The 13,863-nt window shown below is 41.8% G+C and carries 14 protein-coding genes; 9 read left to right on the top strand and 5 right to left on the bottom strand.

Annotated features, from left to right (window positions below):
* The first annotated feature begins 3 nt into the window (after positions 1-3).
* From L1272_RS02835 to L1272_RS02825, 3 genes are all read left to right on the top strand, one after another.
* On the top strand, positions 4-2,739 hold the full coding sequence (locus tag L1272_RS02835; RefSeq protein WP_235372689.1) for a TonB-dependent receptor domain-containing protein: 2,736 nt from the start codon (positions 4-6) through the stop codon (positions 2,737-2,739).
* Positions 2,740-2,898: 159 nt separating this feature from the next.
* Positions 2,899-3,927 (top strand): hypothetical protein, encoded by a 1,029-nt coding sequence (locus L1272_RS02830; RefSeq protein ID WP_235372688.1) that lies wholly within the window; start codon positions 2,899-2,901, stop codon positions 3,925-3,927.
* The gene (locus L1272_RS02825; RefSeq protein ID WP_235372687.1) at positions 3,891-4,124 is read left to right on the top strand and encodes a helix-hairpin-helix domain-containing protein; all 234 of its coding nucleotides are present in this window, start codon (positions 3,891-3,893) and stop codon (positions 4,122-4,124) included. The genes L1272_RS02830 and L1272_RS02825 overlap by 37 nt, the downstream gene beginning before the upstream one ends.
* Here L1272_RS02825 and L1272_RS02820 read toward each other — a convergent pair.
* Positions 4,121-4,963 carry an SMP-30/gluconolactonase/LRE family protein gene (locus tag L1272_RS02820; RefSeq protein ID WP_054553471.1) on the bottom strand — a complete coding sequence of 281 codons (843 nt, stop codon included), beginning with the start codon at positions 4,961-4,963 and terminating at the stop codon, positions 4,121-4,123. The genes L1272_RS02825 and L1272_RS02820 overlap by 4 nt on opposite strands.
* An 11-nt stretch (positions 4,964-4,974) precedes the next feature.
* Positions 4,975-5,409 carry a hypothetical protein gene (locus L1272_RS02815; RefSeq protein WP_166338349.1) on the bottom strand — a complete coding sequence of 145 codons (435 nt, stop codon included), beginning with the start codon at positions 5,407-5,409 and terminating at the stop codon, positions 4,975-4,977.
* 166 nt (positions 5,410-5,575) lie between these two features.
* Between L1272_RS02815 and L1272_RS02810 the strand changes: the two genes are divergently transcribed.
* The 4 genes from L1272_RS02810 (at position 5,576) to L1272_RS02795 (ending at position 8,653) form a co-directional block, all read left to right on the top strand.
* A complete protein-coding gene (locus L1272_RS02810; RefSeq protein WP_268841444.1) occupies positions 5,576-6,607 on the top strand; it encodes an NADP-dependent oxidoreductase in 1,032 nt (343 codons plus the stop codon).
* Between the two features lie 47 nt (positions 6,608-6,654).
* On the top strand, positions 6,655-7,272 hold the full coding sequence (locus L1272_RS02805) for a glutathione S-transferase family protein (protein WP_235372686.1): 618 nt from the start codon (positions 6,655-6,657) through the stop codon (positions 7,270-7,272).
* A 57-nt stretch (positions 7,273-7,329) separates the two neighbouring features.
* Entirely contained in the window at positions 7,330-7,833 is a 504-nt protein-coding gene (locus tag L1272_RS02800; protein WP_235372685.1) for a GNAT family N-acetyltransferase, read from the top strand.
* 124 nt (positions 7,834-7,957) lie between these two features.
* Positions 7,958-8,653 carry a class I SAM-dependent methyltransferase gene (locus L1272_RS02795; protein WP_235372684.1) on the top strand — a complete coding sequence of 232 codons (696 nt, stop codon included), beginning with the start codon at positions 7,958-7,960 and terminating at the stop codon, positions 8,651-8,653.
* Between the two features lies 1 nt (position 8,654).
* Here L1272_RS02795 and L1272_RS02790 read toward each other — a convergent pair whose 3' ends face one another.
* From L1272_RS02790 to L1272_RS02780, 3 genes are all read right to left on the bottom strand, one after another.
* Positions 8,655-9,557 carry a diguanylate cyclase gene (locus tag L1272_RS02790; RefSeq protein WP_166338343.1) on the bottom strand — a complete coding sequence of 301 codons (903 nt, stop codon included), beginning with the start codon at positions 9,555-9,557 and terminating at the stop codon, positions 8,655-8,657.
* Between the two features lie 93 nt (positions 9,558-9,650).
* The gene (locus tag L1272_RS02785; RefSeq protein WP_054553464.1) at positions 9,651-10,319 is read right to left on the bottom strand and encodes a response regulator; all 669 of its coding nucleotides are present in this window, start codon (positions 10,317-10,319) and stop codon (positions 9,651-9,653) included.
* Positions 10,312-11,616 carry a DUF4118 domain-containing protein gene (locus tag L1272_RS02780; RefSeq protein ID WP_235372683.1) on the bottom strand — a complete coding sequence of 435 codons (1,305 nt, stop codon included), beginning with the start codon at positions 11,614-11,616 and terminating at the stop codon, positions 10,312-10,314. The genes L1272_RS02785 and L1272_RS02780 overlap by 8 nt, the downstream gene beginning before the upstream one ends.
* A gap of 177 nt (positions 11,617-11,793) precedes the next feature.
* Here L1272_RS02780 and L1272_RS02775 point away from each other — a divergent pair, with 177 nt between their 5' ends.
* Complete coding sequence (locus tag L1272_RS02775) at positions 11,794-12,453, top strand: potassium channel family protein (protein ID WP_235372682.1); 660 nt, start codon at positions 11,794-11,796, stop codon at positions 12,451-12,453.
* Entirely contained in the window at positions 12,450-13,817 is a 1,368-nt protein-coding gene (locus L1272_RS02770) for a TrkH family potassium uptake protein (protein WP_235372681.1), read from the top strand. The genes L1272_RS02775 and L1272_RS02770 overlap by 4 nt, the downstream gene beginning before the upstream one ends.
* The last annotated feature ends 46 nt before the right edge of the window (positions 13,818-13,863 follow it).

The raw sequence follows: 13,863 nt of genomic DNA, 5'->3' as shown, positions 1-13,863 counted from the left end.
ATCATGAAAGCAAATACATCAACAGGGCATCGCTCGCTATTGCTGCTATCACCTTTAGCTCTCGCTGTAAGTTCAGTAATTAGTTATGCACACGCAGAGCAAAGCACTGAAGCAAAAAAACCTGAAGTGATCACCGTAACAGGTTCACGTATTCAACGTACTGAGCTGGTCTCAAGTAGTCCTGTAGTGAGCGTTGATGAAGCACAAATTCACCTAGACCGTGCAGTGAACGTTGAAGATATTACCGCGAAACTGCCACAAGCTGCGGCGGGTGCCAACAGCACCGGCGCCACAGTCGGTGACTCATTTGGCTCATCAACGATTGATTTACGCGGCCTTGGTCAAAACCGCACATTGGTTCTTATTGACGGCACTCGCGCGGTACCATTTAGTTTTCGTAACTCGGTTGATGTAAATACTATTCCAGCCGGGTTAATAAAACGCGTTGATGTATTAACAGGTGGTGCAGCAGCGGTTTACGGTGCCGATGCGGTAGCTGGTGTTGTTAACTTTGTTTTAGACGATGATTTTACTGGCGCTGAATTCTCAACCAGTTACGAAAGTGCTGACGGCGGTAACGAAAAGCTTAACTTTGAAGCAATTTTTGGTGGTGACATCGCCGACGGTCGCGGCCATGTAACAGGCTATATTGGTTACACCGAACGAAAAGAGCTATTAGCCGGCGAGCGTGACTATGCGCTTGAAAACTCAACGGCAATGATCAACAGCGGTGGTTATTATACTGACGTTGCCTCTGGCAACAGCATCGGTATTGCTGATTCTGGTGCTGTAACAAGTGAGCGTCAAACAACTGATTTCACAGCTGACCGTTATTTAACTCAACCGATGGACCGTTTTTCTGCGGGCTTATTATTTGACGTTGATGTAAGCGACAGTGCCATTGCCTATGGCCGCGCAATGTATTCTAAAGTGACCGTAAATGGTGCGGGTGCCAGTGGTCAAACACCGATTTTTGTAAACGAGCAAGTGACCCTCACGCAAGACAATGCGTATATTCCAGATGAACTACGCGACCAACTTACGTTTGATAGCGAAGGCAATGCCCTTGTTAATGTTGAACGTAACCTAGGTTTAGGTGTGCAACACACCGAAGCGGTACGTGATTCAATGCAATTTCAGTTGGGTCTAAAAGGTGATATTACTGACTACTTACGTTATGACGTATATGGCCAGTATGGCAAAACGGACGAAGTAGCCACCATATATAACAACGCATACCGTAATGATAACAGCGGTAATAGTCGTTTTGCTGCCCTTGCAAATTCAGTGGATATTTTTGATCCCAACCATGATTTCAGCGACTTTAGTGATCCGCTGCTTTATACCACTCGCGACCGTACTCAAAGTGTCATCTCAGCAACACTATCGGGTGATTCTGGGTTCTTATTTGAATTACCAGCCGGTGCTATCGATTTTGCAATCGGTTACGAATACCGTAAAGAAACCGGTAAACAAACACCGGGCGATGCATTTAGGAACGGCACCAGCTTTGCGTCTATCAGCGCATTTGATATGGATGCAAGCTTTAGCTCTGAAGAGTTCTACGCTGAAATTTTAGTGCCTATCTTAGTTGATAAACCGTTTGCTGAAGAGCTTAGCTTTGAAGGTGCCTACCGTATTTCTGATTACTCAAATACCGAAGCAGAAGACACTTACAAACTAGGTATCAACTGGGCAATAAACAGCGACATTCGTATTCGCGCCAACCGCTTAACCGCGTTTAGAGCACCTAACTTAGGTGAGTTTGCCAGCCCAATTACAGCGCTATCGTTATCGTTATTTGACCAAAATAGCGACCAGTTTGTGCCACGACTAGCAGGGCGTTATAACGGCGATCCATGTTTACTGGGCACCGGTGATGCGGCTCAATGTGCTGCGTTTGGTGCGCCGCCTGTTGGCACCGAGTTTGATTCAAGTACCGCAGAGTACACCTATGGTGGTAACCCGAATATTAAACCTGAACAAGCCGAATCAGATACCTTAGGCATTGTTTACACACCTAGCTACTTAGAAGGCTTTGATTTATCACTCGATTACTTCAGTATTCGTGTTACAGATGCGGTAAGCCAAATTCAACCTGGTGCTGCACTGCAAAGCTGCTATGTTGATGACCCGAATCCAAACAACCCACTGTGTGGTGCGGTACTTCGCGATCCAAATACTGGCTTTATTAGCACAGCCATCGTTAATGACTTTAACTTAGCCGCTATTGAGCAAGAAGGTATCGACGTTGCAGCAAATTATGTGATTGATGCACCAGAGCAAATGGGTGGCCGTTTTAGATTCTCGTACCAAGGTAACTTTGTTACTAAACAAACCCGTCAAAACAACAGCACTGTACCTGAAGTAGACTGTAAAGGAACTTATGGCAGCGCCTGTTCGGGCGACTTTGCGAGTATCTTGCAAGCTGACTACAAACACCGCGCAAGCATTGATTGGCAGTTAGACAACATGAACTTCCAACTTGGCTGGCGCAGAATCGGTGAAGTAGAGTATGCTGTAGACCGTTCAGAAACAATCTCAGCACAAAATTACTTAGACTTTGCCGCTGCATGGCAAGTTAATGAGGAACTTGCTGTTAACTTTGGTGTCGATAACTTATTAGACCGTGAACCACCAACACCTGAGGTAGGCGCAAACCACTTTAACACCGTGAGTGATTACAGTGTGATTGGCCGTTCAGTCGGTGTTTCACTGAGATATGCCCCAAGCTTCTAATTAATCCTACTGTTTTAGCTACACAGGATTGATCCCCTCAAGCGCACCCTGCCCGGTGCGCTTTTTTATTTTAGAAAGTACGAGTATATTCAGAATAAAAAGGGACAGTGAATAGATTGTTGTTTAAGATATAAGCAGTAAAACTGCAAGGAAGGTGTTATGCTCAAATCAATAAAGTCAAAAATTCCATTTATTTTCCTAATCAGTATTAGTCTTTTTTGGGGCATTTATTATCAGGGAAAGCATCCACTAAATGACTTTGGCAAAGCAAATTTTGAATGGTTATACCTGCTTGATGCACTGATAGTATTACCTGTACTTTGCTTAATATTAATTAAAAATAAGAAAGAAGCGGCTTTTAAAGCATTGATGATGTGCTCACTCGCTATTTTAGTGGGGAGTTACATTATTCCCGAACAAAACAAATTTTTAATGAATTACTTAGAGCAAGGTCGTTACGGGCTTTTAGCTTTGATTGTAATTTTAGAGCTAAGTGCTCTCATTACTGTGTACCTGGCAATAAAATCCGCTTTAAGCCAGCAGACAGATCCTGATATAGCTATCGAACGGCCAATTAACAAGCTTTTCAAACAAAGTGCTATTGCAAACTTTTTATGTTTCGAAACACGGATGTGGGCTTTCTTTTTTTACGCTAAACACATTAAACCTAGTTATTTCACTGGTGAACAGCATTTTAGTTATCATAATAAAGACGGCGCACAAGCTAACTTACTTGGCTTTATTTTTATTATCTTATTAGAACTGCCCATGATGCACTTCTTCATACACTTTGTGTGGTCATCAACAGCAGCAAACATAATCACTGGTTTAACTATATTTAGCCTTTTATTCTTCATTGCAGAATACCGAGCAGTTGCAAAGCGCCCTGTTTCTATTAGTAAATCGCAACTCATTATTCGCTATGGGCTCTATCCTGCTTACAATATTGCTTTAAAAAATATCAAATCCATTGATTTAAATACCGACTTTATTGCACGCGCTCGTTCAATCAAACGTTACAACTACTCTGGCTACCCGAATATTAAAATTAAGCTCAATGAACCTATGGGTGATATTAACACTGTTTTCCTGGGGCTAGATGACCCTCATCAGTTTATAAACGCAATGAACAAGGAACAAGGAACAAAAACATGCCATTTAACGAACAAGAACGCAGCGCGCTTTTAGCACTCAAGGGTGTAGGGCCAACGGTTATAAAACGGTTTGAAGAAATTGGTATTGATTCGTTTGAGGAGTTAGCCGGGTTTGATGCCAACACTATTGCTGAGCGAGTAGCGTCGATGCTGCATTCAAATTGCTGGAAGAATAGTCCGCAAGCAAAAGCGGCAATCACCGCTGCTATTAAGCGAGCAAAGCAAGGCTAAAGTTCAATCACTTCGATTGCCCCGCGCTTTTGCATGGTGACATACACTTTGTTTTGCGTCTCGTTGAAAGCCAAGTTCGTTGGATGCTGGCCTTTTAATTGGTAGCTATTTAAGAGCTTGCCGGTAGGCGAGACTTCAAGTACCTTCCCTGCGCCATAACGAGTAATAAACACATGCCCTTGATTATTAACGCGCATGCCGTCTAGGCCATGATCAGCAAATTTAATCAAAACTTTTTTATTACTAATGTTTAAGTTGTCATCTAAGTCATATTGCCAAACGATTCGTTGCACACTTTCGTTCACATAGAGCTTGGTATTGTCGTTATTAACCGCTACTCCATTGGTAGTCCCCATGTTTTTTTCGAGTAAATGGGTGCTGCCATCCGCATTAATACGCCATAGCTGACCCGTTTCGTTCGCCCAGTTAGGGTCACTTGCAAACAGCGCCCCACTTTTGGTGATAGCAATGTCATTGGGTTGATTCATCTTGCTATTATGGGCGAACACTTCTGCTTTATTGCTGCCAGCAGGTACTTTTAAAATATTGTGGTTAACGTAATCGGCAATAAATAAATTACCTAGTGAGTCAAACTGTAAGCCATTACCAACGCTGTCATTCGGTAACCGCACAAACAACGATGTTTTGCCCATGTTATCTACGCGGCCAATCGTTCCTTGCTGGGCATAGTTCACCGCGTATAGGGCACCGTTATACATGGTTGGCCCTTCAATGCCTTGCGTGAACACGTTATCTTTAACAAAGTCTTGGCTATCAATAGCAAAACCTAACGGTGAGCTTAAAAGTAGTGTTATTGCCAGTGGCTTAGGTAATTTCATGGGCCTGCCTTTTACTCATCTAAACTCGTGTATACCGCTAAAATGGGGTATTCATTTTCACCAAAAGATAAAGTCAGTGAGCGCTTTTCACCATCATCTAACTTGATACCTTCATCAAAAGCTAACGGGTGTAAGCGACGCCCATCGGCAAATAAAGCCATAATATGGTCTGCTTGTAAGATACGCGATCCTGATGCTTTGTTTTCAACAGTTACGACAGCTAATCGTCGGCCGCTTTCACTGCTCATCGAAACACTGTGAACAATACTAAACTCACTTTGCTTTGGATAACGTCTTGCGTCGTTTTCAAACGCAAATACGTTTCCTGGAGTGATAGGATCAACCGATAAAACACTTGTATTAGCATGCGCACCCCTTGCCATAAAACCCGCAACAAGCGTAAAAGCTATAAGAGAAATACCTTTCATATCAATTTGTTTCGCCATTTGAATATTTTTCCAGCATACACCTTTACACTATACCGTGCAAAATGGATTGTCGTTTGAATGAAATTATCATTTTCTACTCGGTAACAATTTCGCCATTGATTTCTAATTACATGCCCGCACCTATTTATTAAACAGGATTTAAAACAAATCATAGGAGATAAGTATGACTGAAATTAAAAACCGTCAGTATATTCTTGAATCACGTCCAACAGGCCCTGCAACAGAGAATAACCTCGTTTTAAAAACATCTACTCTTGCCTCACCTAAACAAGGTGAAGTTTTACTAAGAACAATTTATTTATCTCTTGACCCTTATATGCGAGGCCGTATGAGCGATGCAGAATCATATGCTGACCCTGTTGAAGTTGGCGATGTGATGGTTGGTGCGACAGTGTGTCAGGTGGAGCAATCAGAGCACCCTGATTATAAAGTAGGTGAATGGGTACTTGCCTATACTGGTTGGCAGGAGTATGCGATAAGTAATACAGAAGGACTGATGAAGTTAGGAGAAAGTCCAGATACTCCTTCCTATGCACTCGGTATTTTAGGTATGCCAGGGTTTACTGCTTATATGGGACTACTAGATATTGGTGAACCAAAAGCAGGCGAAACAGTGGTTGTAGCTGCAGCAACAGGGCCGGTTGGAGCAACCGTCGGTCAGATAGCCAAATTAAAAGGTTGTAAAGTCGTTGGTATCGCTGGAGGCTCACAAAAATGTAAGCATGCGATTGAGAACTTAGGGTTTGATGCATGCATAGATCATAAAGCCGATAACTTTGAAGAACAGCTTAAGGACGCCTGTGATCAAGGTATTGATGTTTACTACGAGAACGTCGGTGGTCATGTTTTAGATGCGGTACTGCCTTTACTTAACACAAAAGCACGAATCCCACTATGTGGTTTAGTATCACAATATAATGCAACTGAGTTACCACCAGGGCCTGATCGCCTACCTATGTTGATGGGCTTAATTCTTAGAAAACGTATTAAAGTACAAGGCTTTATTATCTTTGATGATTACAGCGATCGTTACGGTGAGTTTGCACAAGATATGCAACAATGGCTGAACGACGGCAAGATAAAATACAAAGAGCACCTTGAAACTGATTTCGAAAAAACCCTAGATGCTTTTAACGCCATGTTAAATGGTGAAAACTTTGGTAAAACCGTGGTGCAAGTTCAGCAGCCAATTTAAAAAATTAGGCGCAACAAATAATGTTGCGCCACTATTAAGGATAACAAATGATTAAATTACACCATTTAAACAAATCACGCTCTAAGCGTATTATTTGGCTGCTCGAAGAGCTTGGCGTTGATTACGACATTATTGCCTACCAACGTAATAAAGAGACATTTTTAGCACCTGATGAGTTAAAACAAATTCATCCTCTCGGTAAAGCTCCTGTAATTGAAGATAACGGTAAAGTAATTACTGAATCGGGTGCGATAACTGACTACCTAATAACTCAGTATGGCAAAGGTAAGTTTATGCCAAACCAGCAAAGTGAGAGTTACATTGATTATCAACAATGGCTCCATTTTGCTGAAAGCTCAGCAATGGTGCCTTTTTTATTAAAACTATTTATTACAAAAGATGGCTGTAAAACTAACTTCATTGCTGATTATGCCGACCATGAAATTGGTAAAATACTCAGCTATGTTAATCAACATTTGAAAGGTAGAAAGTACTTTGTTGGTGACAACCTTACTGGCGCTGATTTTATGATGTCATTCGTCATAGAGAAAGTCGCTGAGTCTGGCATGCTGTCTCATTTTGCAGAAATAGAGCGGTATTTCGAGCGATTAAACACCTATGAGAGCTATCGCACAGCAGATGAGTTAGAAGCCAAATACGGATAAAGACAAGCAAAGGCATACTCCAATGCCTTCGCACACACACTTACAAAACTCCAAAGGATGAGCGTGATTACACTTCGAGACTTCGTAGAGTCAGATGCAAAACAACTTGTTGCAATTCTTAACGACATGGATGTTACACAATACCTATCAACTAAAATCCCCTCTCCTTATAGTTACGAGGATGCTCAGTGGTGGATTAATGAAGGTAGTCAAAGTCAGCTCATTAAAGCCGTTATATTTAACGATAAACTTATTGGATGCGTGAGTGTGCACCCAGGTGAGTTTGAATTTGATCGCTCAGGTGAGTTAGGTTACTGGCTGGCAAAAGAGTACTGGCGGCAAGGTATCACTGTAAAAGCTGCATCTATGCTACTCGAAACAGTATTCTCTAAAACGACAATCGCCAGAGTGTTTGCTTACGTGTGCGAAGATAATCCTGCCTCAATGAAGGTGCTGCAAAGACTAGGCTTCGAGCAAGATGCCATTTTAAAAAACGCGATGTTCAAGAAAGGACACTTATTTAATGCCCACCTTTTTTCATTATTAAAACCTAAAAATTAAGCAAATGAGTATGCATACATCACCATATCATTTGAATGCCCTATTAAGTAACTTTTAAAGTTTCCTAAAATAAAGTAAGCTAACCACTTTTGTAACACTTAAAGTTACCTATTAGGTTTTTACTATGCAACAACACGAAGTCACCGCCTTATTTGATCAACAAGCAGCTAATTATGATTCACAATGGCAAAACATGGCCCCCATTAGCCAAGCCTTGTATTTTATGATGACACCTTTATTCAGCAAACTACCAAGTAATGCGCATATTCTTTGCGTTGGAGCGGGCACCGGAAATGAAATTTTGCATTTAGCACAGGCCTTCCCCACATTTAGTTTCACCGCAGTCGAACCCTCGAGTGAAATGATCAAAGTATGCAAACACAATTTAACGCAAGCAGGGGTGGCACATCGCTGCCAGTTTCATAATGGTTACGTAGATTCACTTAAAAACTTAATGCCCTTTGATGCAGCGACAGCCGTGTTAGTATCGAAGTTTATCGTGGATGAACCTAAACGAGTGGCATTTTTTGCTGATATTCAAAAACGTTTAAAAGCAGGTGGGTTACTTGTCAGCGCAGACTTAAGTGCTAATCAAAGTGACAAAACTTACCCAATGCTGCTTAGTCACTGGTTAAGCGTTATGTCATCAGCCGCAGTCAGTCCTGAACAAATTGAAAGAGTAAAACTAGCTTATGAAAATGACGTTGCTTTAAAAGAGACTCACATCATTGAAAACATCATTGCCGAATCAGGCTTTACAGGCGTTTACTCTTTTTATCAAGCTGGCCTAATAAAAGCATTTACCGCCGTTAAAGAATAGTTTAAGCCACACACACTCGATTGCGGCCTGACTTTTTAGCTTGATACATAGCTTCATCGGCCCTTTCGATTGCCGTTTCAATATTATCATCGGCGTTTATCAGCGTTACGCCAAATGAGCCTGTAACATTAATGTGATTATCGTTGCTAATATCGATTTTTAAAGCCTCAACGCCAGCTCTTAGTCGTTCAGAGAATGACTTAGCATCATCAAGCTCTGTTTGTGGTAAGCAGACTAAAAACTCTTCGCCACCATAGCGATATAATTGATCGTATTTTCTTAGCTGAGATTTAATGCATTTCACGAGGGCTATTAACACCTTATCGCCCGCAGCATGACCAAATTCATCGTTTACTTGCTTAAAGTGATCAAGGTCGATCATTATTAGTGCGCAGCTCAGTGATTTGCGCTTACACAGCTCGTGTTCTTTTTGCAGGTTTTCTAATAAGTTCGTACGATTTGATGCACCCGTTAAAGGGTCGCGTGTGTGAAGCACTTCAGTAAACTCATCGATAAGGCAGTCAAATAACTCGCGTAATCTATCTAAATCCGCATGAAATTGGTCTAATAAGTTTACTGGAATAACAGTCTTAGACTCTTTTAACGACAACAAGACTTTCGCTCCTTGATGCATTTTTTTATGTGCAGAAGCGATTTCAGAAAAGTGAGGGTGAAGCTTTATAGTCTGATCAGGTAGCTTATTAAACCACTGCCCAAAGCGACAAAAGTTATGAGCATTATCTGCTAAGTCTTGTTCATTTGCGGGAGTATCTGCAATTAGACACCTTAATAAGTTTTTATACCATGACTGGTGCCACTCAATAGCTTGCTCAATTTCTGCAATCACATCTTCGAGCTGCGTATTCGACAATGAACTAATACCTTGTCTGTTAATTTGATGCATGGCCAATGAAGGGACTTCCGCTTTATTATTATTCTCTAAAACAGTACCTAAGGAATGTTACAAACTCAACCCAAAGCGATGTAAAGAGATAGTTTATTCAACTAAGCGGTAACCTACGGCGGGCTCGGTTAAGATATGTTTAGGGCTCGCCGCATTTTGTTCAAGTTTTTGTCTTAACTGACCAATATGTACTCGCACGTATTCAGGACGGTTAATATACTGCTCTCCCCACACTTCAGATAAAATAGCGTTATGCGTTAACACCTTATCTTTTTGCTGAAACAACAACAGTAAAATAGCGTACTCTTTTTTAGTTAGTTTGACTTCTTCAGCGCCTTTACGGACCACGTGCTTATGTGGGTCGATGTGAATATCGCCACATTGCAAAGTTAGGCTGGGTGTTGTTTGTGTGCGAAGTAGCACCCGAATGCGCGCTAGTAATTCGTTTGCGCTAAATGGTTTGGTTAGATAATCGTTGGCACCGTTATCAAGGGCGGTGACTTTTTCTGTTTCGCCGTCGCGCGCAGAAAGTACTAATACAGGGAGCAGACTCCACTGCCTAAACTCCACCAGCCAATCTTGCCCATCCATATCGAGCAAGCCTAAATCAAGCAGCACTAAATCAAACTGCTGCTGGCTTAATAGTGCAAACGCATCAAGCCCTTTGGCGCACACACTAACTTCATGATCACTGGCTTTTAATAGTGTTTTTAAAAAACTTTGCAGAGGTGGTGAATCCTCTAAAACCAAAATATTAGCCACGACTGTTACTCCAAATTAATATAGCTGTTGCTTGCTTTGTTTGCTCATTGAGGGTTAATTCAAAGCGCCCTTGATGACATTTAGCAACCACATCGCAAATCACACTCCCTAGTCCAACACCTTCATCTTGACTCGTCTCATGCTTATTCGCAAAAGGATTGGTTAGCACAATTTGATATTCATTCTGTGTTTCAATAAATTGCATATTCGCCGAACCATCTCCGTAACGAGCTGCGTTCTCGAGCATATTGGCAAAGGCAATTTCTAGTAGGGTTTCATCGCCAAAACAGATGCTTTGTTGCTGAGCCTCGATGCTCAGTTTAAAGTTTTGTAGTTGCTGCTGACGACGAGATTTTGCCTCGCTAATTAAGGTCAAAATAGGCAGCTTTTGCCATTTAATATTCTCAGCTAACTTATTAACTTTACTGAGCTCCATGACTTTATCAAAGTGTTGATTAAGTATTTTACTTTGCTCATAAATGTTAGCAGCTTGCTCTTTGATAACCTCAGAGCTTAGTTGGATATCATCATCAGCCAACATGCTTGATGCGCCCATAATGGTTGCTAATGGTGTACGTAAGTCATGGGATAAACTGCGTAATAAGGTGTTTTTTGACCTCTCTAGCTCAGCCTGTACTTTTATCGCCGCTGATTGCTCGCGTAATAAGGTTTTTTCTTGAACCTGATACAGTAAAGAGCACGCTGTATTCGCCAAAGCCTGTTGCTCTGCATTTAGCGCTTTAGCAAACGCAATACCACCAAATTCAGCTTGTTGTTCATTTAAATAAATAAACTGCTTTGACGCTGTTAGCTGCCAATCACACGCAACCTTTAAATGCGCGGCCATGGTTGTTAAAAACAGCTGCTTTTGCTCCTCAAGGCTATCGAGATCATTAAGCTTTTTTGCTAACTCATACAATAAGCGACTATTACTTGCATGGGCTTGCACATCGCGAACCTTAGTATTGAGCTCCCCGGCTAAGTGACTTATCACTAAACCCACAATCAACATCACCAAAAAGGTGACCACATATTCAATATTTTCGATATGAAAAGTAAAATACGGCACCACATAAAACCAGTCCGTGCAGGCAACACTCACCAAGGTGGTAAGCGCTGCAACACGGCGATTACTGCGCACCGCAACCCATGTCACCCACAAAAGCTGAAGCATCACAATATCGGTGGTTGTAAACAGTTCTCGAAATGGGAATATCGCAAGCACCACGACAAGTGGCATCAACACACTTAAAAATGCGGCTTTTAAATACTGTATTTTGAATACTGACTGCATCATCTTTTCACTTATTGTTTATCCCTATTAGATTAAAGGGTTTTCAATTTTGTCACTATAAAGTTTTTATAAAGTTTTTTTATCTCGGCATAAAATCTTTATAAAGCTTTCAAGCTCTCTAGAGACTTCTGTTTTTTTGCCATTAGCATTTAGCGCGTACCCACAATAGCGAGAAAGACAATGGCTCAGTTTGCAGTAATCGGATTAGGACGTTTTGGCGTAACCGCCTGTTTAGAACTTTCAAAACAAGGTCATACAGTGTGTGCCGCCGATATTAGCGAAAGTACCGTTAATCACTATGCCGACCAACTCAGTTTTACCGTGGTGGTTGATGCCAGTGATGAAACACAATTAGCACGGCTCGATTTACCCAGTTGCCAAGCCGTATTGGTGGCCATTGGCGAGAATATTGAAGCCAGTATTTTATGTGTATTGCACTTAAAAAACTTAGGCGTAAAGCAAATTTGGGTAAAAGCCTGTACCAAAAGCCACCATCAAATACTAAGTAAACTTGGCGTTGACCGCATCATTCACCCTGAAGAAGAAATGGGCGTGAGGGTTGCGCAAGCGCTTAACTACCCAATGGTTAATCAATATTTCCCGCTTAACCAATCCACGTTTATTGTTGAACTAGGCATTGATCTGCAGCTTTCAGGTTGCAAAATTGGCTGGCTGCTCAAAGAACGTAATAGCGATATTAAACCACTCACACTACGACGTGATGATTACTTCAATACAGAGCTGACTAACGACACCGAACTGCGTCACGGCGATAGTCTGGTGCTACTGGGCTCTAAAACTTACTTAACTAAATTAGCAAAACGGTTTCGTGCATTATGATTAACTGGCAAGCCAACGTTTATCCAAAACAATTTAGCGGTGTAAAGTGCCGTAAGCGGCAAAAAATAAACCCACCTTTAGTGCTTACTATTGGCTTTATTGTGTTAATTATGCTCGGCACGGGCTTGCTTATGCTACCAATGGCAAGCACCCAACCGATCAGCTGGCTCGATGCATTATTTACGGCAACCTCTGCGGTTACAGTAACAGGGTTAGTGGTCATCGACACAGGTACTGATCTGACTGTATTTGGTCAAAGCGTGGTCATGCTGCTGATTCAAATAGGTGGCATTGGCTTTATGACCGTGGCGGTGATTTCAATACTAAGTTTAGGAAAAACCCTAGGCTTACAACAACGCTTACTCGCCAGCCGCGCTTTTGACACTAACGATTTAACCTCGGTGATCAAAGTTGCTAAGTATGTTTTAGTGTATTCATTAGTGATTGAGTCGGTGGCATTTTGCTTACTCTTTATTAGTTGGTTCGATGACTATGGCGCACTAAAAAGCGCCTATCACAGTCTGTTTTATACGATTTCGGCGTTCAATAATGCGGGCTTTGCGTTAAGTGGCGATAGCTTATCGGCATTCAAGGGCGATATAACCGTAAACGTAGTGATCACCGCTTTGTTTATCATCGGTGGTTTAGGGTTTACTGTACTGATTGATATCTACAAACAAAAGCGCTGGTCATTATTATCGACCAATACCCGCCTGGTGTTAATTGCCACCTTAGTGCTCAACTGCATCGCATTTATATTGATTTTTTTCTTTGAACACGCCAATCCCGCGACATTAGCGCCGCTATCAACGTCTGAGCAAATATTAACGGCTTGGTTTCAAGCGGTGACACCTCGTACCGCAGGGTTCAATACCCTACCGATTGATGGCTTGAGTCAAGATTCAACGCTTTTGACTATGCTGCTGATGGTAATTGGCGGTGGTTCAGTCAGTACGGCGAGCGGCATAAAACTAGGCACCTTTGTGATCCTAATTTTAGCGATGCGCAGCTATTTAAAACAGCAAACCACGGTCACCGTGTTTAACCGTCAGCTGAGCGACAAGTTAGTGATCAAGGCATTAAGCGTCATGATACTGTACTTATTTATCGCTTTTACCAGCATTATGATCATCACCAAGCTTGAACAAGGGTCGTTACTTGATATCACCTTTGAGGCAATTTCGGCACTCAGTACCGTAGGCCTTTCGCGAGGTATAACTGGGGATTTAAGTGCGCCTAGTCAGCTCATCATCATACTGCTGATGCTGATAGGTCGGGTTGGGCCATTAACCTTTGCTTATTGTTTTGCTCGCCAGCACGGCCAACCTTTGACCTACCCGACTACCAGTATTCAAATTGGTTAAGTGTACAATTTTGACACTTTTTAGTGTTAAATTTGTGAACTTGAAA

The organism is Pseudoalteromonas sp. PAST1 (assembly GCF_021532515.1).
GTDB classification, from domain to species: domain Bacteria; phylum Pseudomonadota; class Gammaproteobacteria; order Enterobacterales; family Alteromonadaceae; genus Pseudoalteromonas; species Pseudoalteromonas simplex.
Note: the sequence above shows the minus strand (reverse complement) of the source record. Positions and strands in the feature narration are given on the sequence as shown.